General features: G+C 59.1%; 24 protein-coding genes. 11 read left to right on the forward strand and 13 right to left on the reverse strand.

Annotation, left to right across the window (positions count from 1 at the left end):
- Positions 1 to 101: 101 nt before the first annotated feature.
- Positions 102 to 284 (forward strand): 50S ribosomal protein L32, encoded by a 183-nt coding sequence (gene rpmF / locus AEAC466_RS37850; RefSeq protein WP_023459126.1) that lies wholly within the window; start codon positions 102 to 104, stop codon positions 282 to 284.
- A gap of 139 nt (positions 285 to 423) precedes the next feature.
- On the opposite strand, the gene AEAC466_RS37855 is transcribed toward rpmF, so the two are convergent.
- Entirely contained in the window at positions 424 to 657 is a 234-nt protein-coding gene (locus AEAC466_RS37855) for a hypothetical protein (protein WP_023459127.1), read from the reverse strand.
- A 124-nt stretch (positions 658 to 781) separates the two neighbouring features.
- On the opposite strand from AEAC466_RS37855, the gene AEAC466_RS37860 reads away from it, so the two are divergent.
- Positions 782 to 1162: a BlaI/MecI/CopY family transcriptional regulator gene (locus AEAC466_RS37860; protein ID WP_023459128.1), complete on the forward strand. Its 381-nt coding sequence runs from the start codon at positions 782 to 784 to the stop codon at positions 1160 to 1162.
- 14 nt (positions 1163 to 1176) lie between these two features.
- Positions 1177 to 2568: a M23/M56 family metallopeptidase gene (locus AEAC466_RS43860; protein WP_155913740.1), complete on the forward strand. Its 1392-nt coding sequence runs from the start codon at positions 1177 to 1179 to the stop codon at positions 2566 to 2568.
- 35 nt (positions 2569 to 2603) lie between these two features.
- On the opposite strand, the gene AEAC466_RS37865 is transcribed toward AEAC466_RS43860, so the two are convergent.
- Entirely contained in the window at positions 2604 to 4850 is a 2247-nt protein-coding gene (locus AEAC466_RS37865) for an alpha/beta hydrolase family protein (protein WP_023459130.1), read from the reverse strand.
- Positions 4851 to 4998: 148 nt separating this feature from the next.
- Here AEAC466_RS37865 and eno point away from each other — a divergent pair, with 148 nt between their 5' ends.
- On the forward strand, positions 4999 to 6276 hold the full coding sequence (eno, locus tag AEAC466_RS37870) for a phosphopyruvate hydratase (RefSeq protein ID WP_023459131.1): 1278 nt from the start codon (positions 4999 to 5001) through the stop codon (positions 6274 to 6276).
- Between the two features lie 127 nt (positions 6277 to 6403).
- On the opposite strand, the gene AEAC466_RS44570 is transcribed toward eno, so the two are convergent.
- Positions 6404 to 6562 (reverse strand): hypothetical protein, encoded by a 159-nt coding sequence (locus AEAC466_RS44570; protein WP_155913742.1) that lies wholly within the window; start codon positions 6560 to 6562, stop codon positions 6404 to 6406.
- Between the two features lie 78 nt (positions 6563 to 6640).
- Here AEAC466_RS44570 and AEAC466_RS37875 point away from each other — a divergent pair, with 78 nt between their 5' ends.
- From AEAC466_RS37875 to lpdA, 5 genes are all read left to right on the forward strand, one after another.
- A complete protein-coding gene (locus AEAC466_RS37875; RefSeq protein WP_031239126.1) occupies positions 6641 to 6955 on the forward strand; it encodes an FtsB family cell division protein in 315 nt (104 codons plus the stop codon).
- A gap of 161 nt (positions 6956 to 7116) precedes the next feature.
- Positions 7117 to 8133 carry a pyruvate dehydrogenase (acetyl-transferring) E1 component subunit alpha gene (gene pdhA, locus AEAC466_RS37880; RefSeq protein WP_031239127.1) on the forward strand — a complete coding sequence of 339 codons (1017 nt, stop codon included), beginning with the start codon at positions 7117 to 7119 and terminating at the stop codon, positions 8131 to 8133.
- Positions 8134 to 8139: 6 nt separating this feature from the next.
- Positions 8140 to 9504 carry a pyruvate dehydrogenase complex E1 component subunit beta gene (locus tag AEAC466_RS37885; RefSeq protein WP_031239128.1) on the forward strand — a complete coding sequence of 455 codons (1365 nt, stop codon included), beginning with the start codon at positions 8140 to 8142 and terminating at the stop codon, positions 9502 to 9504.
- A gap of 11 nt (positions 9505 to 9515) precedes the next feature.
- Positions 9516 to 10820, forward strand: a complete 1305-nt coding sequence (locus tag AEAC466_RS37890) for a pyruvate dehydrogenase complex dihydrolipoamide acetyltransferase (protein ID WP_023459135.1) — start codon at positions 9516 to 9518, stop codon at positions 10818 to 10820.
- 13 nt (positions 10821 to 10833) lie between these two features.
- A complete protein-coding gene (lpdA, locus tag AEAC466_RS37895) occupies positions 10834 to 12234 on the forward strand; it encodes a dihydrolipoyl dehydrogenase (protein ID WP_023459136.1) in 1401 nt (466 codons plus the stop codon).
- 58 nt (positions 12235 to 12292) lie between these two features.
- Here lpdA and AEAC466_RS37900 read toward each other — a convergent pair whose 3' ends face one another.
- From AEAC466_RS37900 to AEAC466_RS37930, 8 genes are all read right to left on the reverse strand, one after another.
- On the reverse strand, positions 12293 to 13603 hold the full coding sequence (locus tag AEAC466_RS37900; protein WP_023459137.1) for a PepSY-associated TM helix domain-containing protein: 1311 nt from the start codon (positions 13601 to 13603) through the stop codon (positions 12293 to 12295).
- A 3-nt stretch (positions 13604 to 13606) separates the two neighbouring features.
- The gene (locus AEAC466_RS37905) at positions 13607 to 15880 is read right to left on the reverse strand and encodes a TonB-dependent receptor (RefSeq protein ID WP_023459138.1); all 2274 of its coding nucleotides are present in this window, start codon (positions 15878 to 15880) and stop codon (positions 13607 to 13609) included.
- Between the two features lie 110 nt (positions 15881 to 15990).
- On the reverse strand, positions 15991 to 16416 hold the full coding sequence (locus AEAC466_RS37910) for a hypothetical protein (RefSeq protein WP_023459139.1): 426 nt from the start codon (positions 16414 to 16416) through the stop codon (positions 15991 to 15993).
- Between the two features lie 45 nt (positions 16417 to 16461).
- Positions 16462 to 16785: an ArsR/SmtB family transcription factor gene (locus AEAC466_RS37915; RefSeq protein WP_023459140.1), complete on the reverse strand. Its 324-nt coding sequence runs from the start codon at positions 16783 to 16785 to the stop codon at positions 16462 to 16464.
- Between the two features lie 184 nt (positions 16786 to 16969).
- Positions 16970 to 18529, reverse strand: coding sequence for an AMP-binding protein (locus tag AEAC466_RS37920; RefSeq protein ID WP_023459141.1), 1560 nt, complete (start codon positions 18527 to 18529; stop codon positions 16970 to 16972).
- 185 nt (positions 18530 to 18714) lie between these two features.
- On the reverse strand, positions 18715 to 20619 hold the full coding sequence (locus AEAC466_RS43865; protein WP_081714673.1) for a M56 family metallopeptidase: 1905 nt from the start codon (positions 20617 to 20619) through the stop codon (positions 18715 to 18717).
- On the reverse strand, positions 20616 to 21017 hold the full coding sequence (locus AEAC466_RS37925; RefSeq protein ID WP_023459143.1) for a BlaI/MecI/CopY family transcriptional regulator: 402 nt from the start codon (positions 21015 to 21017) through the stop codon (positions 20616 to 20618). Before AEAC466_RS37925 ends, AEAC466_RS43865 begins: the two co-directional genes overlap by 4 nt.
- 106 nt (positions 21018 to 21123) lie before the next feature.
- Positions 21124 to 22080, reverse strand: coding sequence for a serine aminopeptidase domain-containing protein (locus tag AEAC466_RS37930; protein WP_031239130.1), 957 nt, complete (start codon positions 22078 to 22080; stop codon positions 21124 to 21126).
- Between the two features lie 138 nt (positions 22081 to 22218).
- Between AEAC466_RS37930 and lipA the strand changes: the two genes are divergently transcribed.
- Both lipA and AEAC466_RS37940 read left to right on the forward strand, forming a co-directional pair.
- Positions 22219 to 23175, forward strand: coding sequence for a lipoyl synthase (gene lipA, locus AEAC466_RS37935; RefSeq protein WP_031239131.1), 957 nt, complete (start codon positions 22219 to 22221; stop codon positions 23173 to 23175).
- 16 nt (positions 23176 to 23191) lie between these two features.
- Positions 23192 to 23647, forward strand: a complete 456-nt coding sequence (locus AEAC466_RS37940; RefSeq protein WP_023459146.1) for a type II toxin-antitoxin system RatA family toxin — start codon at positions 23192 to 23194, stop codon at positions 23645 to 23647.
- Here the strand turns inward: AEAC466_RS37940 and AEAC466_RS37945 are convergent.
- Both AEAC466_RS37945 and AEAC466_RS37950 read right to left on the reverse strand, forming a co-directional pair.
- A complete protein-coding gene (locus tag AEAC466_RS37945) occupies positions 23637 to 24134 on the reverse strand; it encodes a CinA family protein (protein WP_023459147.1) in 498 nt (165 codons plus the stop codon). The genes AEAC466_RS37940 and AEAC466_RS37945 overlap by 11 nt on opposite strands.
- A gap of 115 nt (positions 24135 to 24249) precedes the next feature.
- Positions 24250 to 24861 carry a superoxide dismutase gene (locus AEAC466_RS37950; protein WP_023459148.1) on the reverse strand — a complete coding sequence of 204 codons (612 nt, stop codon included), beginning with the start codon at positions 24859 to 24861 and terminating at the stop codon, positions 24250 to 24252.
- Between the last annotated feature and the right edge of the window lie 62 nt (positions 24862 to 24923).

The raw sequence follows: 24923 nt of genomic DNA on the forward strand, positions 1-24923 counted from the left end.
GCATAAGGCCCGCCTTCTGAGTCACCAACAGGGACTCATCATTTAATTTATGTGCCTGAATACCTCGTGTGTTCGGCCTTTGACCAGGAAAAGAGACGGACATGGCCGTACCCAAGCGGAAAACCTCGCCCTCGCGTCGCAACATGCGTCGTTCGCACGACGCGCTGGGCGCTAACCCTTACACCGAAGACAAGGACACCGGCGAGCTTCGCCGTCCTCACCATGTCGATCTGAAGACCGGCATGTACAAGGGCCGTCAGGTCATCACACCGAAGAAAGACTAATCAGTCTTCGCCAGTGAAGTTCGCCTGCGAATTTGAAACGTGGACCGGTGACGGTCCACGTTTTTTTATGTCCGGATGATCGGACCGTAACGACGGTTTTACACCGTTACGTCCACCTACAAGGCTTTCGAAGCCTGATTTATAAGCCCGTTGAAATGGCTGCCGCAGCGTCTGGCACCTTCTCCAGTTCGGCGCGCGGCACATTGCCGACGGGAAACCGGGCATCGTCCCACACGATGTAAACGGTGTCTGGTGTCTTGGCAGGTGCGTTCTCGGACACCACAACGTCGCTGGCTGCCGGACTGGCGTGAACCGTGCCCAGGCCTTTCTTTTCGTGGCTTATGCGGTCGCCGTCTTTAAGTACGTCGCTCATCTGCAAATCTCCTCTATTTCAGTGTGGATTTTGCAAAAAAGGAAATAAGCACTCAATACGGAGACGGGTTGACGCCTTGTCGTGTTCATGCGACATTTGTCGCACGAAGGCGACGGAGTTTTTCATGCATAAGCCGAGCGATTACGAACTCAAACTCCTGCGCTACCTGTGGCGCCATTGTCGCCTGAGCGCGCGTGAAATTCATGATGCCAGCCAGACCGAAACGCTGTGGTCGTATTCAGCGACACGCAAGACCTTAGATCGCATGGTCGAAAAGGACTTGATCCGCGTCGAAATGGTTCACGGCATGAAGACCTATGTGGCCACGCACTCAAAGCTGGAAACCCTGGCTGGGCTGGTGACGGCATTCGCCCGCGACGTTCTTGAAAGCGATGCGCCCATGCCAGCGGCCACCTTCGCCAACAGCCGGCTTATCTCCGCTGATGAAATTGGCGAATTGGAAGCCCTGCTCGAAAAATTGGCCACTGAGGAGGCATCCAAGTGATCGGGAGCGTGTTGATGGTATTGGGGCTTATGCCTCTATTGGCCAGCGCTCTGATTCTGGCCATTCATCGCCTATTCCGCGAACGCGACGATGCGCCAGTCGATGGCGTGGAAAAACGGATGCTGGCGGTCATGATAGTGCCGGTCGCGATGGGAGCCGTTCTGCTTCTGCTGGCGCGGCTGGCACCGGCCCTGATGACCGCGCCCATACCAGAATATTCGGCCGGCAACGACGCGGTGGCCATGACGGGCGAGGCAGTAACTAGCGTTTCGCAAGCGAGGTTCAGTTGGGTGACGTGGGCGCTTGCCGGAATACCTTTGCTGCCTGTCGTCTATGCAGTTGTTGCCGCGGTGGCCGCGATCCGTCTGTTGAGGGCGCAATCGGTCCTGCGAACCATCGCCCGAATGGCGCTACCTCTGCCTGCCGACACCGGCATTCGTATCGCCTCAGGCGCGGTCCCGGCCTTCGCCTGGGGGCGCCATATTATCGTGCCTCAACGCTTGTTGACCGGCTTGGGCGCCGATCAGCTTGAATTGGTTATTGCCCACGAGCGCGCGCACCTGAGACGAGGCGATACCGGCTTTTACACACTGCTCAGTTGGATCGAGGTTATCTTCTGGTTCAATCCGTTCATTCGCCATCAAACGGCGCGTTGCCGGCTGGCGGCCGAACTGGCTTGCGACGCCCTGGTTACGCGGGCGAATCCCGAAATGCGCCAGGCATACGCAGCATCGCTGCTGACGGCCCTGAAGCATACCGCCGGAGCCACATTGCCCATTTCCACACAGACATGCGCTCCGACGGTCTTCTCACCCTCAAACTCTGGAGAATTTAGAATGAGAATTACCGAAATTATGCGCGCTTCGTCGATGGGACGCAAGCGGCCGCGATGGATTGCTCAGGCCATGGCTGTTGCCCTGATCCTGCCTTTGGCTGGCGCGCAATTCGTCTTGTCGCAAAATCCCGCCCGCGCGGCGTCGGACGCCGCTTTCTTTTCGGTGCTGCCGGTAACCGGAACCATCAGCAGTCCATTCGGTAAAAGGACCGATCCGTTGACCGGCGCGCCCGCCTTCCATGAAGGCATTGATGTCCGCGGGAAGATCGGGACGCCAATCTATGCGCCGGCGGCCGGTCGTGTCGTTACCGTGAAGACCGACAGTCGGAACGGCCTGATGCTGGAAATCAATCACGGCGACGGATATGTCACCCGGTATACGCATCTTAATAAAATTACGGTCGATGATACGGCTAGTGTCACCGCGGGCCAGCAGATCGCAGAACTTGGCAATTCCGGCCAGAACACGGGGCCACACCTGCATTTCATGGTTTTCAAAAATGGCGCACCGATCGATCCGGCGACAGTCTTGCCGCAAATGCAAGCAACGCCATCGTCAAAGGCTATGTAGCTGGGGAATGAGCGCGGGCCGGTGACGGTTCGCGCTCAATTCGGCGGATTATATTGTGTCAGGAAATCGACCAGTCCTTGTGCCGTTGCCAGGCGGCAGCTTTCTTTCGTCAGGTCATGATCGCAATCCGGCAGGTCAATAGCTGTAACCGCCTTGCCAGCGGCCCGCAGGGCATCGCGCAACGCGTGACTCTGGCTTGGCGAGACATCGGCGTCACGCCCCCCATGAATAAGAAGCACCGGTATGTGCGCTTGCTTCACCTGTTGCAGCGGCGATATGGCGGCCAGGTCGGCAGCGCCGAGATAGGTGCGCAGTCGGGAAGGGGAGGCCGGATCGGCGCGAAATGACCGCGACTGCTTTGGATCGGCCTTCAGCGGCGCGATTTCGTCAGCCAATGCCCGGCTTTTGATGGCGCTGCTATAGGCTGACAGGTCGGATATCCCTCCGATCGAGGCCGCGCACCGGTAGGGACCATCATGGCTTTCGGCACCCATTAGCGCCGCATAGCCGCCATAGCCGCGGCCGGCAATGCAGACGCGGCCAGGATCGATCAGGCCCTGCGCACTGAGAGCGCGCACGCCGTCGGCCAGATCGCCGAGCATCCGGCCAGCCCATTCCCCCGTACCGGCATCTGTATAGGCGGTGCCGTAGCCATCCGAGCCGCGATAATTGGGTTGAAGCACGACGTAGCCCCGCGATGCCAGAAGTTGCGCCAGCCAGTCGAACCCGCGCGCGTCATGAGCCAGCGGTCCGTCGTGAGGCAGGACCACCAGTGCGCGGTTTTTTGCGTCGCCCTTGGGCGGCAGGGTCAGCAGCGCATGGATATCCATCCCGTCCCTGGCCTTGTACTGAATGGACCGCTGAGAAGCCACCCATTCCATAGGTACGGCGGGGTAATGGCTGCCTATATCGACACGCTTGCCGGCCGCAAAGTCGTAATAGTGCCAGGAGCCAGGATCATCGCCGCCCTGATCGAACAGGATCATCTGGCGCGGATCGCGGGCCATGGCGGCGACGCGCACCGCCTGGCCTGGAGCCGTATCGACGGCCAGTTTGTAATATTCGGCCAAGTCGGGATCGAAGAAGATGTAGGTGGGTGTTTCACCATCGCGTTCAAAACCGGCAAGCGCACCGGTTTCGGGGTGAAAAATCGGTCGGTCGCGCGTGGCGTCGTCAGGATCGAGGGCCTCGGACCTTTTGCCATCGGCGGACAGTTCGTAATAGTGAAAGCGGCGCGCGCTGCCTTCGGTTCCAGGCTCAATATCGAGCAGCAGCAGCGACGCGCCGTCACGCCCCAGGCCGGCGAGAAACGGTGCAAATGTGCGGTCCTTACCGACGATCTTGCGGGTCAGGACCGGCGTCCAGCCTTTGTCCTTGCGTATCTCAATGCTGAACGTTTCGTTGCGGAAGCTGTAGAGGGACCGCGCCAGGATCTGGCCCGAGGCGTCGAACAGCCAATCATCAACATAGCGGTTTTCGCGATCCAGGTCACCGCCGCCATCGTTGACGAGCCGCCCTATGCCGGTATCCGGATCGGTGCGCCAGAGGTAGACGCGTCGCGTTGGCTGCCCGGCAATGGATTTGGCGCGCATCTCAAGGAATGCGCCCATGACTTGCATCTTGCCATCAACAATAATCGGGCGCGGCAGGCCCAAGGCCAGGTTGTCGAACTCGCTCAACTTGTTGCCGAGCGTGGTGCCTTTGGCGGTGCGCAAGTCAACGACCGTTACGGCATCTTGCGCCCGGACGCCGAACTGGACGCACCCCGGCGTCCGCAAAGCGCTCAGTGCGCGAGCCTGAGCATCGGCATTGGCAACGGAATCGGCCTTGGCGGGGTCTATTACGGCGCGCAGGTTCATCTGCGCGGCCCCATCAGCCAGACGCTGATCCGTTCCAGACGGGCAGGTGCCGCGCAGACCGGTAAGCGTACTGGACAGCAGGATGTGATCCTTGTCGAGCCATGAAATGGCGGACAGAGGCGCATCGGCCAGCCGCACAACCGTCCGGCTGTTGTCGGCGACATTATAGATGGCCAGTATGTGCAGGCCGTCGGTCCAGGTAACGAAGGCGATCCGCCCACCATCAGCCGACAGGGCGATCTGTTCTATGCGGGGCGGCTTTACGAACACGTCCAGCGGTGGCGGGGTTGCTGTGTCTGCCAGTTTAGGCCGGGCGGCGCCCTTGACGATAACCTCGGTGGAATCGGCAGGGATGGACTGGGCGGCCACGGGTGGCGCGACGAGCGACAGAACAAACGCCAATGCTGTCAGACCTCTGGTCATCCGTCCCTCCGCTTTTGTAATTATATCGTGAGTATCATCATAGTTGCGCGTTCGTGACAACCGCGAACCGGTATGCACCTTGCCACCCCTCCCGGTCCTTGCTAATGCAGCGCAGTCTTTTCGAACGTCTCACATAGCAGGACTCCTCATGCCCGAAATTATCGACATCGTCGCCCGCGAAATCCTCGACTCCCGTGGCAATCCCACGGTCGAAGTCGACGTCACCCTTGATGACGGTGCCTTCGGCCGTGCGGCCGTGCCGTCGGGCGCGTCTACCGGTGCTCACGAAGCGGTTGAAATGCGTGACGGCGATCCCAAGCGTTACGGCGGTAAGGGCGTTCGCAAGGCCGTCGATGCGGTGAACGGCGAAATCTTCGAAGCCATCGCCGGCTTCGAAGCCCTGGATCAGCGCCGCCTCGATCAGACCCTGATCAATCTGGACGGCACGCCGAACAAGTCGCGTCTCGGCGCCAATGCCATCCTCGGTGTTTCGCTGGCCACGGCACGCGCCGCCGCCCAGGCATCGAATCTGTCGCTGTACAAGTATGTCGGCGGCCTCGGCGCGCGCGTTCTGCCTGTGCCGCTGATGAATATCATCAATGGCGGCGCCCACGCCGACAACCCCATCGATATTCAGGAATTCATGATCGTTCCGGCCGGCGCCGAGAACTTCTCCGAAGCCCTGCGCATGGGCGCCGAAATCTTCCACTCGTTGAAGAAGGGCCTGAAGGCCGCCGGTCATAACACCAATGTTGGTGATGAAGGCGGCTTCGCGCCGAACCTGGCGTCTGCCGAAGAAGCCTTGGCCTTCATCATGAAGGCCGGCGAAAGCGCGGGCTACAAGGCCGGTTCGGACTTCTGGCTGGCCATGGACGTCGCCTCGACCGAGTTCTTCAAGGACGGCAAGTATAACATGACCGGCGAGAAGAAGATTCTCGATGGCGGTCAGATGGTCGACTATCTCGAAAACCTGGCCAACAAGTTCCCGATCTGCTCGATCGAAGACGGCATGGCCGAGGACGACTACGAAGGTTGGAAGGAACTGACCGAGCGCCTCGGCGATCGCATTCAGTTGGTCGGCGATGATCTCTTCGTAACCAATCCGGATCGTTTGGAAACGGGTATTGTCGAAGGCATGGCCAACTCCATCCTGGTCAAGGTCAACCAGATCGGCACCCTGTCCGAAACCATGGATGCCGTCGATATGGCGCACCGTGCCGGCTATACCTCGGTCATGTCGCACCGTTCGGGCGAAACCGAAGACTCGACCATCGCCGACTTGGCCGTCGCGATGAACTGCGGTCAGATCAAGACGGGGTCGCTGGCCCGTTCGGACCGGACCGCAAAGTACAACCAACTTCTGCGCATTGAATCGCAGCTCGATGACGAAGCTGTCTATGCCGGCGTCTCGGTCATCCGCTGCTAAGAGCAATCTGCGAAAGGCGCCTTGGCACATCGTGCCTGTTGAAATCCCCCTCCTTCGGGAGGGGGATTTTTTGTTGTCGTAATTGAATGTAAATCGCCGACGATAAGCTTCCGCTAACCATTAAATCTTACAGTTGGTTAGCCATGCGGTTTCCGGCGGAACCGGCATAGGCGACTCGCCGCAGCGCATGGCGCTGCTCACATTTTGACAACAATGATAAAAACGCCGTGATGCCCAAACCTTTGCAGCCGCCTGTGGCGATAAATTCTTCTGTGCGCTCAGACATGTTTAGTAACACTATGTTAACCGCGCCGGCTCAAAAATGGTCTCCAAGTGTTACCGCAGTCCAGAAGGGGCTCAAATAGTGTTCTTCAGATTGAGGCCGTATTTGCCGACCGCTATTATCACGCTTGTTCTGACCTATGTATGCGTTCAGTATCTGACTGGCGATAAGGGATTCTTTTCTCAAGAATCGCGTAATCGGGAACTGGTTGTAAAGGAACGTCAGCTCGTACAACTCAAAACGGAGCGTGCGGATTTGGAAGCGCGCGCCAAATACTTGCGTACGGACAATTTGTCGAAAGATTTGCTTGAAGAGCGTGCCCGCGTCCTGCTTGGCTTGTCCGAGCCCAAGGCGTACGTTATTCGCGGACCAATCGTCCAGAACGCTAACTCCTGACTATTCTTTAGCTCTTTACGCGAAGGCAGGCTTCTCATAAAGGAAGTGTGCCTTTGATTTGGCCTGTGCGTTGGTTCGCATACCGTCCGGCCTTCAGAGCGCCACCATTTTTTAAAAGGCCGCGCGTAACAGCGGCCGTCGTTTTGTAATGGGAGATGTCCATGGCGCGTGCCGCCCAGAAAGACACCAAGACCGACAGTGGCAACAAGCTGAGCAATGTCTCCAAGGCAGATTTGCTTAAATATTATCGTGAGATGGTACTGATCCGCCGCTTCGAGGAGCGCGCCGGGCAACTGTACGGCATGGGCCTGATCGGCGGCTTCTGCCACCTCTATATCGGGCAGGAAGCTGTTGCCGTCGGCATGGAAGCCGCCAGCAAGGAAGGCGATCAGGTCATTACCGGATATCGCGACCACGGCCACATGCTGGCTGCCGGCATGGACCCGAAGGCGGTCATGGCGGAACTGACCGGTCGTTCCGGTGGTTCGTCCAAGGGCAAGGGCGGGTCGATGCACATGTTCGACATCGCCACCGGCTTCTTCGGCGGTCACGGTATCGTCGGTGCGCAAGTATCGCTGGGTACGGGACTGGCCTTTGCCGACTTCTATAAGAAGAACGGCAATGTCTCCTTCACCTATTTCGGCGACGGCGCGGCCAACCAGGGCCAGGTCTACGAAAGCTTCAACATGGCGCAGCTGTGGAAGCTGCCGGTCGTGTACGTGATCGAAAACAACGAATACGCCATGGGCACGTCGCTCGCGCGCGCTTCGGCAACGGTAAACCTGTCGCAGCGCGGCGCCTCGTTCGGCATTCCGGGCGAAACCGTTGACGGCATGGATGTCTTCGCCGTGAAGGAAGCCGCCGAACGCGCGGCCGAACATGCACGGTCCGGCAAGGGGCCCTATATCCTGGAAATGAAGACCTACCGCTATCGCGGTCACTCCATGTCCGATCCGGCCAAGTACCGCAGCAAGGAAGAGGTTGACGAGGTCAAGACGACCCGTGACCCGATCGACCACATCAAGACGATGCTGCAACAGGCCGGCGTCGCCGAGGACGAGATCAAGACGATCGACAATGAGGTGAAGGCCATTGTTCTGGAAGCGGTTGACTTCGCCCAGACCTCGCCCGAGCCGGATCCGTCCGAACTGTACACCGACGTTTATACCGAGGCTTAAATCAAAATGACTGATATCCTCATGCCCGCGCTTTCTCCGACCATGGAGGAAGGCACCCTTTCCAAATGGCTGATCAAGGTCGGCGACGAAGTTTCCGCCGGCCAGGTGATCGCCGAAATTGAAACCGACAAGGCGACGATGGAAGTCGAAGCCGTCGACGAAGGCAAGGTCGAAGCCATCCTGATCGATGCCGGCACCGAAGGCGTCAAGGTCAATACGCCGATCGCTCGCCTCGAAGGCGGTGTGTCGTCGCCAGCACCTGCACCGGCGCAAGCGGCGGATGCGCCTGCGACCCAGGAAGGCGGCGAAAAGAAAGCTGCCGATGCTACCCCAGCCGCTGCACCGGTATCCAAGCCGCAGAACGATCCGGAATTCCCGGAAGGCACGCCGATGGTGAAGATCACTGTCCGTGACGCGCTGCGTGACGCCATCGCCGAAGAAATGCGTCGCGATGACGCGGTCTTCCTGATGGGGGAAGAAGTCGCGCAATATCAGGGCGCCTACAAGGTGTCGCGCAACCTGCTCGAAGAGTTTGGCGATCGCCGCGTTATCGATACGCCGATTACCGAAATGGGCTTTGCCGGTATCGGTTCGGGGGCGGCCATGGCCGGCCTGAAGCCGATCATCGAGTTCATGACGTTCAATTTCGCCATGCAGGCCATCGACCACATCATCAACTCGTCGGCCAAGACCCTGTACATGTCCGGCGGCCAGATCAAATCGTCGATCGTGTTTCGCGGCCCGAACGGTGCCGCCGCCCGCGTCGCCGCCCAGCACAGCCAGGACTATTCGTCCTGGTACGCCAACGTTCCGGGGCTAAAGGTGCTTGCGCCGTATGACGCAGCCGACGCCAAGGGGTTGCTCAAGGCCGCCATCCGCGATCCGAACCCGGTCGTGTTCCTTGAACACGAAATGATGTACGGCAATGAATTCGAAATCCCCGATGTGGAAGATTTCGTGTTGCCGATTGGCAAGGCCAAGATTCAGCGTGAAGGCAAGGACGTCACCATCGTCGCGCACTCGCGCATGGTCGGCTTCGCCTTGAAGGCGGCCGAACAACTGGCTGCCGAAGGCATCGATGCCGAAGTCGTCAATTTGCGCACCCTGCGTCCGCTCGATACGGACACAGTGGTCGCTTCGGTAAAGAAGACGAACCGTCTGGTTACGGTCGAAGAGGGCTGGGGCCCGTGCGGCATCGGCGCCGAAGTCGCCGCCCGCGTTACGGCCGAAGCGTTCGACGACCTCGATGCGCCGCCCGCTCGTGTTCACCAGGAAGACGTGCCCATGCCGTACGCCGCCAACCTGGAAGCCCTGACTGTGCCCAGCGTTGAGAAGATCATCGCCGCCGTCAAGCAAGTCTCGTACAAGTAAGGGAAGCGCACATGACCGATATCCTGATGCCCGCCCTGTCCCCGACGATGGAAGAGGGCATTCTCGCCAAGTGGCACGTCAAGGTCGGGGACACCGTCTCCGCTGGCGACGTGATTGCCGAAATCGAAACCGACAAGGCAACGATGGAAGTCGAAGCCGTCGATGAAGGCACGGTGGAAGCCATCCTGATCGAAGCCGGCACCGAAGGCGTGAAGGTAAACACGCCAATCGCCCGCCTGTCCGGCGGCGATGCGGCGCCTGCACCAAAAGCGTCGCCCGCCGCGGCGGAAGCGCCCAAAACCACAGAAGCCGCCAAGGCTGAACCCAGGCAAGCAGAGCAAGCCAAGGCCGCTCCGGTTGCGGCGTCTGCGCCCGCCGCTGCATCTGCTGGTACGTCTTCTGGGGCACGCGTCGCCGCGTCGCCGCTGGCGCGCCGTCTGGCCGAAATCAACAAGCTCGATCTCAAGGCTATTCCGGGTTCCGGCCCGCATGGCCGCGTGATCAAGCGCGATATCGAGGCCGCTCTGGCTGGCGGTACGGGCAAGGCCGCGCCTTCCGCAGGCAGCTCCGCCCCGGCCGCCGAGCCGCGCAAGGTGCAATCGCTGGAACAACTGGGCATCCCGGCCGGTTCTTACGACCTGGTGCCGCTCGATGGCATGCGTAAGGTCATTGCCCGTCGCCTGACCGACAGCTTCCGCGATATCCCGCACTTCCCGCTGACCGTCGATATCGAACTCGACAACCTTCTGGCGGCCCGCACCAAGATCAACACCGCACTGGAATCCCAGGGCGTCAAGGTCTCCGTCAACGACATCGTTATCAAGGCGGTGGCGCTGGCGCTCAAGCAGGTGCCGGAAGCCAATGCGTCGTTTACGCCTGACGGCATTGCCATGCATCACAATGCCGACGTCGCCATGGCCGTGGCCATCGACGGCGGTTTGATCACACCGATCATCCGCAAGGCCGAAACCAAGTCGCTGGCGCAGATCGCCAAGGAAACGAAGGATCTGGCCACCCGGGCGCGCGAGCGCAAGCTGAAGCCCGAAGAATTCCAGGGCGGCACCTTCTCGGTGTCCAATCTGGGCATGTTCGGCATCAAGCAGTTCGCCTCCATCATTAATGAGCCGCAAGGCTGCATTCTGTCGGTTGGCGCCGGTGAACAGCGTCCGATCGTCAAGAATGGCCAACTCGCCGTTGCCACGGTGATGACGGTCACCCTGACCTGCGATCACCGCGTGGTCGACGGTTCCATCGGTGCGAAATATATTACCGTACTGAAGGGATTGCTCGAAGATCCTATCAAGATGTTGGCGTAAGGAGCTGAAAACAATGGCTTATGATCTCGTTGTTATCGGCTCTGGCCCTGGCGGTTATGAAGGGGCTATCCGCGCTGCGCAAAACGGCCTCAAGGTGGCCATCGTTGAGCGTGAACTGCTCGGCGGCATCTGCCTGAACTGGGGCTGTATCCCGACCAAGGCCCTGCTCAAGTCGGCCGAAGTGTTTGATAAGATCAATCATCTCGGCGACTACGGCCTGACCGGGGAAAAGCCCGGTTTCGACTTCGAAAAGGTCGTCGCCCGGTCGCGCGCCGTCGCTAAGCAATTGAATGGCGGCGTCGGTTACCTGATGAAGAAGAACAAGATCGACGTGATCGAAGGCTTCGCCACACTGGAACCCGGCAAGGATGCGCCCAAGGTCATCGTCAAGCTCAATAAGGGTGGCGAACAGATCGTCGAAGCCAAGAACGTCATGCTGGCGGTTGGGGCGCGCGCCCGTGAGATCCCGGCCATCGGCGCGGTATCGGACGGCGATCGCATCTGGACCTATCGCAACGCCTTGTCGCCCAACCGCATGCCGAAGTCCCTGGTCGTTATCGGCTCGGGCGCCATCGGCATCGAGTTTGCGTCCTTCTATCGCTCGCTCGGCGCCGACGTCACGGTCGTCGAAGCGCTCGACCGCATCTTGCCGGTCGAAGACAAGGAAGTTTCCGCCGAAGCCCAGAAGGCTTTTGAAAAGCGTGGCTTCAAGTTCCGCATCGGCGCCAAAGTGACCAAGGTCGAAAAGAAGGGCGACGCTGTCAACGTCTCCGTTGAAGTCGGCGGCAAGTCGGAAGTTCTGACCGCCGAAGGCTGCATCGTTGCCGTCGGCATCGTGGCCAATACGGAAAACCTCGGCCTGGAAAAGCTGGGCGTCGAGATGGATCGCGGTCACATCAAGAACGACAGCCACGGCAAGACCAACGTCAAGGGCCTGTTTGCCATCGGCGACTGCGCCGGACCGCCCTGGTTGGCGCACAAGGCGTCGCATGAAGCGGTGCACGCCGCCGACTATATGGCCGGCCGCAAGCTGTCCAACCTCAATCCGCCGATCCCCGGCTGTACCTACGCCACGCCTGAAGTCGCCTCTGTCGGTATCACCGAGCAGGGCGCCAAGGAAAAGGGCCTGGACGTCAAGATCGGCCGCTTCCCGTTCAAGGCCAACGGCAAGGCTATCGCTGCGGGCGAACCGGGCGGCTTCGTCAAGGTAATCTTCGACAAGAAGACCGGCGCGCTTCTGGGCGCGCACCTGATCGGCGCGAACGTCACGGAAATGGTGCAGGGCTTCTGCCTGGCCATTACCATGGAAGCGACCGAAGAGGACCTGCAAGGCACCGTGTTCCCGCACCCGACCATGTCGGAGGCGATCCTGGAAGCCTCGCTGGACGCCGATGGACGCATGATCAATCTGTAAAAGATCAGGCACATATACCATTGAAAAAGCCGTTCCTTTCGGGGCGGCTTTTTTGTTGCTAGACGACCTTGAGGCCCAACCACCGGCGCGTGGCGGGAATACGCCTCAGAACCAGTCCTTCGAAGAGGGCGACAACGATCAGGCTGATCCCCAGCACGGGCAGGAAAATACCCAGGGTGATAATGATCACCGCCAATCCGGGCGCAAGGCGTTCATCCGGCAATATCTGCGGCGCCCCCAACTCACCCGAAGGTCGGCGTTGCCACCACATGACGATGGCGCTGACGCACAGGGTCATCAGCCCTAGGGCCGTGAGCACGCCCAGCGCTTGGTTGAACGGACCGAACAACTGACCTTCGTGCGCGGCAACGCCGTAGCCGACCGCCTGATCTAGCGCTGTCTTGTCACCGAAATCTTCGCGGCTGATTACTTCCTGCATCATCGGATCGATCATCAGGGTGACACGCTTTGGTCGGTTGCCCGTATCGGACTGTAATTTCCACAGCGTGTCTGATTTGGCCGGAGCGGATAACAGAACCGGAGGAGGCAGGTTCAGGGCGCGCGATGTGTCGATCAGCGCGTCCAGGCGGCTAAGGTCGGTATGGCCGCCGCCTTCGGCGCGTGTCGCCTTATGCTCGTCGGCACGTCCTTGGCTCCATGCCTGGCTGACCGGGGCATGGCTGCCCATTGCCCGGACGCTTTTGAAGGCGTTGCCCCAGACATAGGTCCAGGGCAGGCCGGTAACAAGAAGAAAAAGCGCAAATGCCGAGACGTAGACGCCAACGACCGCATGAATGTCGCGCCAGAAGATACGCGTACCGAGGCCGAGGCGTGGGTAGAGCAGTCCTCCAATGCCCTTGATGCCGCGTGGCCACCACAGATAAAGACCGGTCAGGACCATGACGATAGCCCAGCATGCCGCCAGTTCCACGATGACCTGGCCGAAGCGTCCGGCGAACAATTCGCCGTGGATGTCTTTGACGACAGCCATAAAGCGCGCGTCTTCGGGCACCTGTTTCAGGACCTGCAGGGTGAGGGGGTGGATGTAGACGCGGGTCTTTTCGCTCCCTTTTACCACGATAATGCGCGCCGCGTCGTGCGGGTCGGGCCGGACTTCTATGGTTTTGAAGTGCGCCCCGGGCACGGCAGCGACTGCCGCCGCGACCATGGCCTGGGCCGACTGCGGTGTCCCGTCAAACGGCAGGTGGTCGTAGCGGGCATCGATTGCGGCCTCGATCTGCGGTTTGAACAGATAGATCGGGCCGGTGATCGACAGAATGATGATAAAGGGAATGCAGACCAGGCCGGCATAGAAGTGCCAACGCCAGAACATGCGATAGTCGATGATCTTTTGTCTCGCTTTTTCCATGATCTAGTTCCGATATTTCAGTTCAAGCATGAAGGTGCGTTGTGGCATGGGATGCGAGACATAGGCCTGATCATTGTTGGCGTTATCGACACCGAAACTGATTTGGGTGGTTTTTGTCAGGTCGTAGCTGACGCGGGCATCGACAAAGGCGTATTCGGTCTGGAACCCATAGGCATCCCCCCGCACCAGCCCGAACAGGTCTGAATTTGGTCGGGACGCGACGCGCCAGCCGACCGATCCTTTCAGCTTCGGCGTGAAGGCGTAACGCAGGTTGCCGTTGCTGCGCCATTTGGGGATGCGCGGGAATTGCTTTCCTTCCGATGCCGGTGCGGACCGGTTGCGCGTGGTGTGGGCATCCATCCATGACGCACTGGCTTCGACCGTCAGTCCGGGAATAATCAGGTCGCGGCCCTCGAAAATGAACTCCAGGCCATATTGCTCCATGTGATCGATATTCTGATATCGCGACACGACGGTGCCATCATCCAGGACGCCTTGATAGCTGAACACCGCATCATCGATCGACTGTCCGAACAGGCTGCCGGTCAGGACAATCCGGTCGAACCGGCGGCGGGCGATCAGGCTGAGATCATGCGAGACTTCGGGTTTGAGGTTGGGATCGAAGCTGGTCGGATCGATTTCGGTCTGTCCGGCATTGATACGCCCCTGGAACAACTCACCGACCGTGGGGAAGCGTGTGGCGGTTCCGGCGCTCAGTTGAAGGTTATAGGCGCCGACATCGCCTTGCAGGCTGATCTTAGGCGACCAGGCGCTGTCGCGACGATTGGGATAGGCCTTGGTCACGCTACTGGTGGCGATGCCGCCATCGAAGGCGCGCCAGTCGTCATAGCGCAGCCCGAGGGTCAGGACGGCCTTTTCCAGATCAATCTGGTCTTCGGCGAACAGGCCCGAAATGGCCGTCTTGCCGAATGTGCGCGAATTGAAGACCGCGCCGGAGGCTGTCCGCCAGTTGGTGGTGTTGTACGTCGTGGCATCCGTTGCATACTGGTTCGACGTCACGCCAAACGCCAGATCGTGGCGCCCGAAGGCCTGTTCGATGGTGCCATCGAACGTCCACCACCCGGGGTGATCATAGACCGTTTGTTGCCCATTGGCGCCGACCATGTCCAGAGAGGTGCGGGTGTCCCATTTGCCGATATCGTAATGCGACAGGTTGGTGGTCACGTCCCATCCGCTCAGATTGCCTGACAGTTTTACGCCCGTCAGGCTTTCGTTGCGGTCCATCGTGGAATAGGTGACGCCTTTTGCGATATAGTTGATGCCATCAAAACGCACCTTTGTGCCGGCTGCGGTCGCCAGTACGGTGTTGCCGGCGCTGTCGGTCAGCCAGGAGCGCGCATCATTGAGGTCCTGGGCCGTGCGCCATAACATCACAAGGGCGTCGGCCTTCCAGCCATTGTCCCAGGCATAGCCGACACGCAGGCGCGCCTGGTCCTGAACGACATCGACCGGCGAGGCCGCGCCGAAAACCGGTGTAGCCAGGCGAGGATCGGCATAGGCGCCGGTGACCGGCGTGTAGGTTCCCGCCGCTGTCGATTTGGTCAGCAGATTGTAGGTCATCGACTGGCCGGCATTTTCGAAATGACGGAAGGAGGCGCGTGCCGATAAGCCGTTGGTTTTCGATTTGTAGTCTGCGCCGCCTTCGAAACTATAGCCGCTGAACGTCTGGTCGAAACCATATTCCTTGAACGGCATGACGAAGGTCTGGGCGGTAGCGTAGATGTCGTTTCGTTTCGGCGTTTCTGTTGTTATGGATACGACGCCGCCCATGGAGTTGCCGCCGTATCGGGCGGAGTATGGGCCATAGACGATATCGAACTGGCGAACTTCGGCCGGGCCTACCACATTCCATTTGGGTGGATAGTCCCAGCGGTTGCCCAGGAAGTTGGAAACGACGTAGCCGTCTACTAGCACCAGGGTGCGGGCGCTTTGAATGGTGTTGGTGCCACGCAAGGCGACCACGGCATTGTCGTCGCCGATAAAGCGTTTGCGCACGAAAAAGTTCGGCGCGTATTTCATTAGGTCCTCGACATTGACCGCATTGATGGCTTCGAACTGATCATGGCCCAGCGAGACCGAGAGGCCGCGCGGCGCGACCGTGATAGGCGTGTTTTTCTGACCGACGACGATCACCTCTTTCGGCGTATCACTGTCGTCGGCGGTGGTATCCGCACGGGCGGCAAAGGGGAGGAAGGGCAGGAGAGAGGCAGAGCTGACAAGCGCGATGATGAGCGCGCGGCTATAGGTAATTTTCATTTTGGGTGTCCGTTCCAGACAAGGCATGAGGAAACGCAAAGGTCAGAACACGTCCCGACACAGTGGAGGCCACTTTTCGGATAAGACGTGCGACAACCTTTGCGTGGTTATCAGGCGTTAGACTGGGATGGGGGGCCACAAGAATGCGGGCGAGGCGGCGCGCGGGCCTTTACCGGGGACGCGCCGACGGCTGGTGTAAATTCGGCGTGTGTGACGCTATAAACGGCCGGCTCGAATACCGGCATTGGCGTGGTGACGGCGATGATCGAAGCCAGGACGCATTGAGCGCACTTCAGCCCGGCCAGGCCAGGTTTGGGTGCCGATTTGATTATCTGAGTTGAAGCCTGATCGACGATGGGCTGAGCATCCATCCCCGCTGTACACAAAACCATCTGCACGCCTTGGCGCGATGGCATGGCCATAACCTGCGGTGGGAACAGGATTTGGGTAAATAGCGCCATAACCACAGCAACGCACGCCCAGAAGCGAACTTCTGAATCGCGTGATGCCCGGGTGATGACAGTCGCCTTGGCCATGATTGCCGCATATCGCGGACAGGCGATGCTGTCAATGCGACGTCATCAAACCGACTGGGCGCTTCGTGACAGGGCGTCCATCTGCTGCATCCACCGGGCTTCGTTTTGCAGCAGCCAGGTTTTCAGGGTCGCCATGGGTTGCGGCCGCAGTGCGTAGGCACGCAGACGGGCATCACTGTAAAGAGGGACTTCTGCGATCATGCCGACGCCCTTGAGGACGCGCAAATGCCGGCTGAGCGCCGCCGGAGTCAGGCCGATTTCGCGCGCCAGTTCGCCGGCGGTCAAAGGGCCTTCGCACAACAGGTCTATGGCGCGCCGTCGGCTGGGATCAGCCAGTGCGGCCAGGGTTTGTTCGAGGGTTGCTGTCACGATTTTATTCGCATTCTTTTATTCCCGCTTTTCAGAACTGAAATAGGTATTTGATTTTAAATCAGAGATTTAAACCCCGAAACCGGAGCTGGGAACTGTCTTTCAACGAAAGTGTAGATATTCAACGCTATGGTTAATTAAATTGTCTGCGTCAAATATTTCTGAATTTGCTGAAATAAAGACGTCAGGCAGCTTTGGAATCGACCTCAGCCAGCTTTTGTAAGGTCACGTAGTCCGTCTTGCCGGAGCCCAGAACGGGCACGGCCTCGACCTTCAGAATTTTCTTCGGTATCGCCAATACCGGGGCACCATTTTCCTTGGCCCAATGGGTGAGGCGCGACACATCGGCGTCATCCTTATCGGTGATGAGGATCAGGCGTTCGCCCTTCTTGTCATCCGAAATAGCCACAACGGCATGACGATTATCGGGCCAGACTTCTTCGGCGATACGCTCGACTGCGGTCAGCGACACCATCTCACCGGCAATCTTGGCAAAGCGCTTGGCGCGGCCCATGATGCGAACGAAGCCTTCGTCGTCGATATTGACGATATCGCCGGTGTCGTGCCAGCCGTCCTTTGGCGCCTCGATGACATCAGGCCGATCGATATTGATATAGCCGCCCATGATGTTTGGTCCCTTGACCCACAGACGTCCGCCGCCCGTAATACCGTCGACCGGTTCCAGGCGGGCTTCCATCTCGGGCAACATCTTGCCGACGGTGCCATAGTGATTGTTGTCGGGGAAGTTGACCGCCACCACCGGCGAGCATTCGGTGACGCCATAGCCTTCGAGAATCGGTACTCCGCCGAACTGAGTCTGGAAGAGATTATGCGTTTCGTCGCGCACCTTCTCGGCCCCGCATACGACGAACGCCAGCGTCTTGAAATCCTCGGGCTCACCCGACCGTGCATACTGATTGACGAAGGTGTCGGTTGAAAACAGCAACGAGGCTTTCGATTCTTTCAGGAGCCCGGGAATGACCTTGACGTGCAGGGGAGAGGGATACTGGAAGCTGCGCAGGCCCGCCAGCAAGGGCAGTATAACGCCGCCCGTCAGACCGAGCGAGTGAAAGATGGGCATCGGATTGAACGCCACCCATTCCGGCTTCAGCTCTATATGGGCTTCGATCTGGCGGGTATTGGATACCAGGTTGGATTGCGTCAGGACCACGCCACGTGGGCTGCCGAAGCTGCCGGAGGTGAACAGGATGACGCCGATGTCGGAGGCCTTTGTCTTCTTCACGAACAGGTTAGGGACCTTGGAGGCGGCCAGCGCGAACAGCTTGTCCGTCGTCGTGATTTCCTTACGGATATCGTCGAGATAGATGATGCGAACATAGCTCTTCATCGAATCGACGAGGTCTTCGAGCTTGGCGTTTTCGATAAACCGGCGGGAACTCAGGACAGTCTTGATCTGCGCTGTCTGCACGGCGGCCTTTACATTGGCCTGGCCGGACGTGAAGTTGATCATGACCGGCACCTTGGCCAGTGCATGCAGGGCGAAGAAGGATACCGCGCCACCGGACGAGGTCGGCAGCATCATGCCAACGCGGCCTTCGTCGCCTAAATGACGTTTCAGGAGGCGGGACAAACCAAAAATACCCGCCAGGAACATACCGTAGGACAGAGGCTTGCGATCTTGATCTTCAATGATGATCTTGTCGGATCCGAACCGCTTCTGGGCCTGAATCAAAGCGTCAAATAGCGAGGTCTGGGTATCGCTGGCCTTAAACGCGCGCTTCATGCACGACTACTCCCCTCGATGCAGTCGGCCTGCCCGCCAACACGGGAGATCCGGATCTGTCATCATCCATTACGCCGAAAATCCTCGGATCGTCCGGCAACAATCCGGCATAATAGCTTATACGTCAGAGAGGTCAAACGGGGAATTTGGACAGTGTTCAAAAAACAATGAACTGGAAATGAGGTTTACTTCGCTGCGACCGTCACTGTCACGTCGGAGCTGGCATCGACGCGAACCTGTACGTCCGTTTTGGGGTTGGGTGACGGGATGGGTCTGGGTTGCGCGTTCGGCAGGTGGCCCAATTTTATGAGTGTCAGGCTTTTGGGTTGTGGGGCGCCCTGTGGCACCACCAAACTCACCTCGGCGGGATATACCGTCATCATGTGTGATCGGGCCATCGGTGCAGGCGGTGCGACAGGCGCCACCATTGCCATTGGCGCTGACGGAGCGTCTGGCTCCGCCAACGGAGCGGGGTGTTCATCGCTGTATATCTCAGGGGGCGCTGGCGCTTTCGGGGGCTTCGGGGGTTTGGGCGCTTTAGGTGCCTTGGGTGCCTTCGGCGCTTTTATCGCATAGCCGGTATAATACATCTTGGCGGCCTGCGCCTTGGCCTGAAGCGCGCCTTGACGCGCTTGCTCAGCGATAGCCTCAACATCGATATTCATCGCGGCCGTGCGGGCGATGTCGGCTTGGGCACGTTTGGCGTCGGCGCGGGCCCGGGCTGCGACGGCGTCTGGATCGATAGCCTGCCCATTCAGGCCGGCGCGTTCCAGTTCTGCCTTTTGATCCAACGCAGCACGGCGCGCATCTTCCGCAATCTTTTCCGCGTCGATATCGATCGTCTTAGCACGGGCGACCTCTTCTCGGGCGCGTATGGCTTCGGCGCGCGCCTCTTCGGCAATGGCGTCTGGGTCGATATCGTCCGGCGCCATGCTGAAATCAATTTTGTCGGCTGTTGCGCCTACACCCTTCGCCACAGGGGTTTGGGCGGCAAAGTGAGACTGGGGCGTCAGCCGCCGGTCGTTACCATTGATCATGTCTGTCAGATGTGTAACGGCGGCGTCAGCCTGCGCGGCGGCTTGGGGGCAAATCTTGGCGGCAACATCCTTAACCGGCGCGGCGAAAGCGGTAAGGGTAAGCAGAAGAACGGGCAGCAGGACAAAGGCGACCGGCCGGGCTTTCAGGCGTGACTCGGGCTGTTCCCCCAGCACCCGCGAAATGCGGGCCAGCAGGTTCTTGCCTTGACCGTTCAGCGCCATCGACAATTTGGGCGCCCGCGCAGGCAAGCGGCGTTGTTCTTCCAGGCTGAGCAGGGCCGTCGCGTAAGTGATGGGATCGTCGCATGACCGGATGGCCGCATCGTCGCAGCACAGCTCGCGTTGTTCACGCAGCTTGCCACCGATCCACCAGACGGCGGGATGGTAGAAGAACAGCGTCTCGACCAGACTTTGAACCAGATTCCAGACATAGTCGGCGCGGCGGATATGTTCGAGTTCATGCGACAGCACGGCGTCCAATTGCTCAGGTGTCAGCGATGTCACGGCCGACAGCGGCAGGTATACGACTGAGCGGAAAACGCCGACAACGAATGGGCCGGAAATGGCGGGATGCAGCCGCACAGTCACCGTCTTGCTGAGGCCAAAGCGGCGCAGGGCAGCGGAAAAGCGAAAAGCGATTGCAGCGGGAACCGCTTGTGCCTGTTTTTTCAGACCGTGAATAAACCATAGGCCGGCGAACATGCGTAGGGAGAGCACGATAACACCCGTAAGCCAGATGGCATCCAGCCAAGGCAGCCAGGCGGACAGATTTAGGTTATGTGTAATTTCAGGCAGCACCGCCGGAACTAGGTTTCCGCCAACTGTGGAGGCGCTAACCATCAGACCTGCAATGCGAAGGTCTTCATAGATGAAGGTTATGACCGCGACCGCCAGCATGGCCAGCATGGCCGATAAGCTCAGGACGTAGCGCCCCTGGGCCCGTAATTTCGGCATACACATATCGATCAGCTTGTAGACGGCGGCGATGGCTGCGGCCTGCCAGCAGAAATGAACGAGCGTGAAACCCAATGCTTCCATGTGCGGCGACATCATGCACCTCTTTTGCGCTCGATAAGCGCCCTGATCTGTTGAAGTTCCTCGTCACTGGCCGGTTGCAAGGACAACGCATGCATGGCCAGCAGGGCCGGAGAGCCCGAAAACAGTTTGTCACTCAGGTCTTTCAAAAGCTGGCCCTGCATATCCCCTTCACGCATGGCAGCTTCGTATATGTGCGCCTTGCCTTCTTCGGTGCGGGTGACCAAGCCTTTTTCATGCATAATCTGCATGGTCTTCAGTACAGTCGTGTACCCCATGGCGCGCTCCTGGGAGAGCACGTCGAAAATTTCGCGAACCGTAGCCGATCCTTTGGCCCAAAGAACGCGCAGGATTTCAAGTTCGGCTTCGGTAGGCTTGCGGGCAGGCGGAGTCGCAGAGGGGGAAGGCTGTGTCATACCCAAAATATACGAAGGGCTTCGTAAGGTGTCAACGAAAATCTTCGTAGATAATGAACAGCCGGCCTAGTCTGTAATGGGGGCTCTAACCTTTTCGATCATGACCTCAGTGAGCGGGTGTCTGGGCGTCAACAAAGGCAATAATGTCGGTCCCCAAGGCTTGTGGGCCGTCATTGGGCGCCACTTGGCAGCGCGGCAGGCGGGCACATAGGGCGCTGGCGGCGTTTCCATCCGCCGTCGAGGTCGATTTGGGTTGCAAAACAAGGATTTGCGCACCGGTCTTTAATGACAGTACAGGCAAATGCAGACCGCTCAGGTCTGTATAGGCCTTCTGCATCTGCTTTTGCCAGCCCTCGCTTTTCTTGCGTAGACGCAGGTCGGGGTTGGAGATTTGCCAGGTCTGGGCGATGCCGCCGAAGTAGCCCTGTTGCGGAGCGTCGCGGTGCCAGTCCGCACCCTTCGCGATAGGACCGCCAAGATAGGGCGCGTAAGCGACAAAGCCGCGCAGATTATCGTCCTTAAGTATGGTCGAAAGGGAAAGGGCGGCGATGGCACTATAGCCCGTGCCGACGATAAACAACGGCTTCTCGCCAGACGGCTTTACGATATCGTTGATAAAGTCACGCGCCGTGATTTGGGCATCGTGATAGCTGGCGGTGTATATGCTGTCGTTTTGCAGCAGGTAATGTCCTGCGCCGCCCTGGCCGGGCGCTTCGAGAAGCCAGACCCCGTAGCCTTCCGCCAATAGCTGGCGCATGGTTTCGAAATAGACCTCCGCAGGATAATCCGCGTCGGCCAGTATCAGTATCTGCGCTTTCGGATTGATCGGTGGTGAGGCTACGCCATATCGCGCCTGAGGTAATTTTTCGGCACGGTATGCCCCCCAGACGAAGCCGTCGGGCGGAAAATACTGCGGCGACAGGCCAGCCGGGATACGGCTGTCGAGAAAGGCCTGACCGGGTTGCATCTCCCGGGCCGCGTCCTTCAACTTGGAACAGCCGGTTGTCACCAGCGTAGCCGCCAGCGCCAGCCAGATCACCGATTTCGGACAATGGAAGGACATTTGGTCAGCTATAATCGAGATTCCGTGAAGCGGCTATGACATTTGCAACGGATGGATAACACTATGTGACTTGATATTATGTCGCAAAAAGACCAATTAGGGCGAAGGCGGACGGTCGCCCGGCAAGTATTCGAGACCATGGTCACTCTAATAAACCGCGTAGATGGAACGGCGCGTGAGTTGCGTCACCCCGAAAAGCAAAATCGCCCGGATTCTCCAATTCTGAAGAAGCCCGACTGGCTGCGCGTGAAGGCGCCGGGATCGAGCGGGTATAACGAAACGCGCGGCATTGTGCGCGACGCCAAGCTGGTGACCGTGTGCGAAGAGGCGGCCTGCCCCAATATAGGGGAATGCTGGTCGAAGAACCACGCCACCATCATGATCATGGGCGATACCTGCACGCGGGCCTGCGCCTTTTGTAACGTAAAGACCGGCCTGCCGCAGCCGCTGGACACCGATGAGCCGCGCCGGGTCGGTGAGACCGTCGCCTTGATGAAGTTGTCCCACGTCGTCATCACCTCGGTGGACCGCGACGACCTGAAGGACGGCGGCGCAGAGCATTTCGCCGAAGTGATCCGTCAAATCCGGGCCCAGTCACCCAAGACCACCATTGAAATCCTGACGCCGGACTTCCTGCGCAAGGATGGCGCGGCTGAAATCGTCATCGACGCAAAGCCGGATGTCTTCAACCATAATCTGGAAACGGTGCCGCGTAACTATCTCAAGATTCGCCCCGGTGCCCGCTACTACCACAGCCTGCGGCTGCTTGAGCGCGTGAAGGAACGCGACCCGCAGCAGTTCACCAAGTCCGGTATCATGGTCGGCTTGGGGGAAACCCGCGAGGAAGTGATGCAGGTCATGGACGATATGCGCTCCGCCGGTATCGATTTCATCACCATCGGCCAATACCTCCAGCCGACGCGCAAACATGCGGCCATCGATCGCTTCGTCACGCCGGATGAGTTCAAGGCTTATGAGGCCATTGCGCGCGCCAAGGGGTTCCTCATGGTGTCGTCATCGCCCCTGACCCGCTCCTCGCACCATGCGGGAGAGGACTTCGAAAAGCTGCGTGCCGCCAGAGCTTCGAAAAAATAAAGGCCGGCGACATATAATGACCAAGCTGCGTCTCGAACGCGACCTGCCTTACCAACCGGTACAACTCTGGGAAATGGTAGGCGATGTCGAGCGGTACCCGGAATTCATCCCCTGGATAAAATCCTTGCGCGCCTATAACCGGGGGCAGTTGGAGGACGATATCGTGCGCTTCGACGCCGATGTCGCCGTGGGCTTCAAACTATTGAGCGAACGGTTTTCGACCCGTGTGACGCGCGCCGCAGCTGCCCTTCTGGTCGATTTCGATCTGATCCGGGGGCCGTTTCGCCAGTTGAAGGGGCGCTGGACATTCACCCCCAGCCCGACCGGCACAACGGTGGCATTCGATTTGGATATCGATATCAATAATCCGCTGCTCGATGCCGTTTTCAAGGCCAATTTCAATCTGGCTGTGTCGAAGTTGCTGGCCATTTTCGAGTCTCGTGCCCGCCAGCTTTATGGCGCTAGGCGCTGAGCGTATCGATGCCCCATTGCAGGGCGTTTTCGACGCTCGCCTGCCGCACAGCCTCACGACCGATGTCGCCGAACTGACGGACCTGGGCAAGGGTGAGGCGCTGCTTTTCGACATTTATGTAGCTTAGCCCGAAGCAGACCATACCAACGGGTTTTTCCGGTGATCCGCCCGTTGGCCCGGCAATACCTGTGACGCTCAGGGCGATGTCTGCACCCGCCGCCGTCAGGGCGCCTTCGGCCATGCTGGCCGCCACCTCGATGCTGACGGCGCCATAGGCTTTCAACAAGGCTTCGGGAACGTTGACCAGCGCCGTCTTGGCGGCATTGGAATAGGTGATGAAGCCTTGCTCGAAGACGTCCGATGATCCCGATATACCTGTTATGGCGCCCGCGATCAGGCCGCCGGTGCAGCTTTCGACCGTGGTGATGATTTTTTTCTGTTGTTTTAGCAGGTCAATCAGTTGGGGGGCGAGTTTAGCGGATTTCATGCGGAGCTCACAGAAAAGGCGACCCGTAAGGATCGCCCTTTCGCTATCAATTGCAAGGCGGCATTAGTCGCGCACCCTGTTTTTTCGCCGGTGCGTCGCAACCGGCCGGAGGGGGTTAGACGCCCGAATGAAGCGGACCTTCCAGGTTCGCATTGGCGAAATCCCAGTTGACGAGATTGTTGAGGAAGACTTCGATGAACTTCGGACGGAGGTTTTGGTAATCAAGATAGTAGGCGTGTTCCCACACGTCGAGCGTCAGGAGCGGCTTGTCGCCCTTGGTAAACGGCGTTTCGGCATTGCCAGTCTTGACGACCTTTAGCTTGCCGTCTTCGCCCAGGACCAGCCAGGCCCAGCCGGAACCGAATTGCGTCGCGCCGGCCGTCTTGAATTGTTCCACGAAGGCGTCGAACGAGCCGAAGTCTTCGGTGATCTTGTCCGCGATCTTGCCGGTGGCGGCGCCACCACCGTTCGGCTTCATCGACGACCAAAAGAAGGTGTGGTTCCACACCTGGGCCGAGTTGTTGAACACGCCTGGATTTTTGCCTTCAGACGCCTTGACGATTTCGACCAGCGATAGGCCTTCGAATTCGGTGCCCGCAATCAGTTTGTTGAGGTTGTCAACATAGGCCTTATGGTGCTTTGCATGGTGAAAGCTGAAGGTATTAGCCGACATGTGCGGTTCAAGCGCATCGGCGGGGTAGGGCAAGGGGGGCAGTTCGAAGGCCATGGGATACCTCATGAGGTTGGGAGGAGAGAAAGGTCTTACCCGTTGCCATATATTCGGAGGAA

The sequence above is a fragment of the Asticcacaulis sp. AC466 genome (assembly GCF_000495815.1).
Taxonomy (GTDB): domain Bacteria; phylum Pseudomonadota; class Alphaproteobacteria; order Caulobacterales; family Caulobacteraceae; genus Asticcacaulis.

Excerpts from the sequence above, each read along its gene's own strand:
- eno (WP_023459131.1), top strand. The coding sequence starts at position 4,999 with ATGCCCGAAATTATCGACATCGTCGCCCGCGAAATCCTCGACTCCCGT.
- AEAC466_RS37855 (WP_023459127.1), bottom strand. The coding sequence starts at position 657 with ATGAGCGACGTACTTAAAGACGGCGACCGCATAAGCCACGAAAAGAAA.
- AEAC466_RS37865 (WP_023459130.1), bottom strand. The coding sequence starts at position 4,850 with ATGACCAGAGGTCTGACAGCATTGGCGTTTGTTCTGTCGCTCGTCGCG.
- AEAC466_RS37940 (WP_023459146.1), top strand. The coding sequence starts at position 23,192 with ATGACCAAGCTGCGTCTCGAACGCGACCTGCCTTACCAACCGGTACAA.
- AEAC466_RS37945 (WP_023459147.1), bottom strand. The coding sequence starts at position 24,134 with ATGAAATCCGCTAAACTCGCCCCCCAACTGATTGACCTGCTAAAACAA.
- lipA (WP_031239131.1), top strand. The coding sequence starts at position 22,219 with ATGGTCACTCTAATAAACCGCGTAGATGGAACGGCGCGTGAGTTGCGT.
- AEAC466_RS43860 (WP_155913740.1), top strand. The coding sequence starts at position 1,177 with ATGGTATTGGGGCTTATGCCTCTATTGGCCAGCGCTCTGATTCTGGCC.
- AEAC466_RS37860 (WP_023459128.1), top strand. The coding sequence starts at position 782 with ATGCATAAGCCGAGCGATTACGAACTCAAACTCCTGCGCTACCTGTGG.
- lpdA (WP_023459136.1), top strand. The coding sequence starts at position 10,834 with ATGGCTTATGATCTCGTTGTTATCGGCTCTGGCCCTGGCGGTTATGAA.
- AEAC466_RS37905 (WP_023459138.1), bottom strand. The coding sequence starts at position 15,880 with ATGAAAATTACCTATAGCCGCGCGCTCATCATCGCGCTTGTCAGCTCT.
- AEAC466_RS37885 (WP_031239128.1), top strand. The coding sequence starts at position 8,140 with ATGACTGATATCCTCATGCCCGCGCTTTCTCCGACCATGGAGGAAGGC.
- pdhA (WP_031239127.1), top strand. The coding sequence starts at position 7,117 with ATGGCGCGTGCCGCCCAGAAAGACACCAAGACCGACAGTGGCAACAAG.
- AEAC466_RS37890 (WP_023459135.1), top strand. The coding sequence starts at position 9,516 with ATGACCGATATCCTGATGCCCGCCCTGTCCCCGACGATGGAAGAGGGC.
- AEAC466_RS37920 (WP_023459141.1), bottom strand. The coding sequence starts at position 18,529 with ATGAAGCGCGCGTTTAAGGCCAGCGATACCCAGACCTCGCTATTTGAC.
- AEAC466_RS37950 (WP_023459148.1), bottom strand. The coding sequence starts at position 24,861 with ATGGCCTTCGAACTGCCCCCCTTGCCCTACCCCGCCGATGCGCTTGAA.
- AEAC466_RS37930 (WP_031239130.1), bottom strand. The coding sequence starts at position 22,080 with ATGTCCTTCCATTGTCCGAAATCGGTGATCTGGCTGGCGCTGGCGGCT.
- rpmF (WP_023459126.1), top strand. The coding sequence starts at position 102 with ATGGCCGTACCCAAGCGGAAAACCTCGCCCTCGCGTCGCAACATGCGT.
- AEAC466_RS43865 (WP_081714673.1), bottom strand. The coding sequence starts at position 20,619 with ATGATGTCGCCGCACATGGAAGCATTGGGTTTCACGCTCGTTCATTTC.
- AEAC466_RS44570 (WP_155913742.1), bottom strand. The coding sequence starts at position 6,562 with ATGTCTGAGCGCACAGAAGAATTTATCGCCACAGGCGGCTGCAAAGGT.
- AEAC466_RS37910 (WP_023459139.1), bottom strand. The coding sequence starts at position 16,416 with ATGGCCAAGGCGACTGTCATCACCCGGGCATCACGCGATTCAGAAGTT.
- AEAC466_RS37900 (WP_023459137.1), bottom strand. The coding sequence starts at position 13,603 with ATGGAAAAAGCGAGACAAAAGATCATCGACTATCGCATGTTCTGGCGT.
- AEAC466_RS37925 (WP_023459143.1), bottom strand. The coding sequence starts at position 21,017 with ATGACACAGCCTTCCCCCTCTGCGACTCCGCCTGCCCGCAAGCCTACC.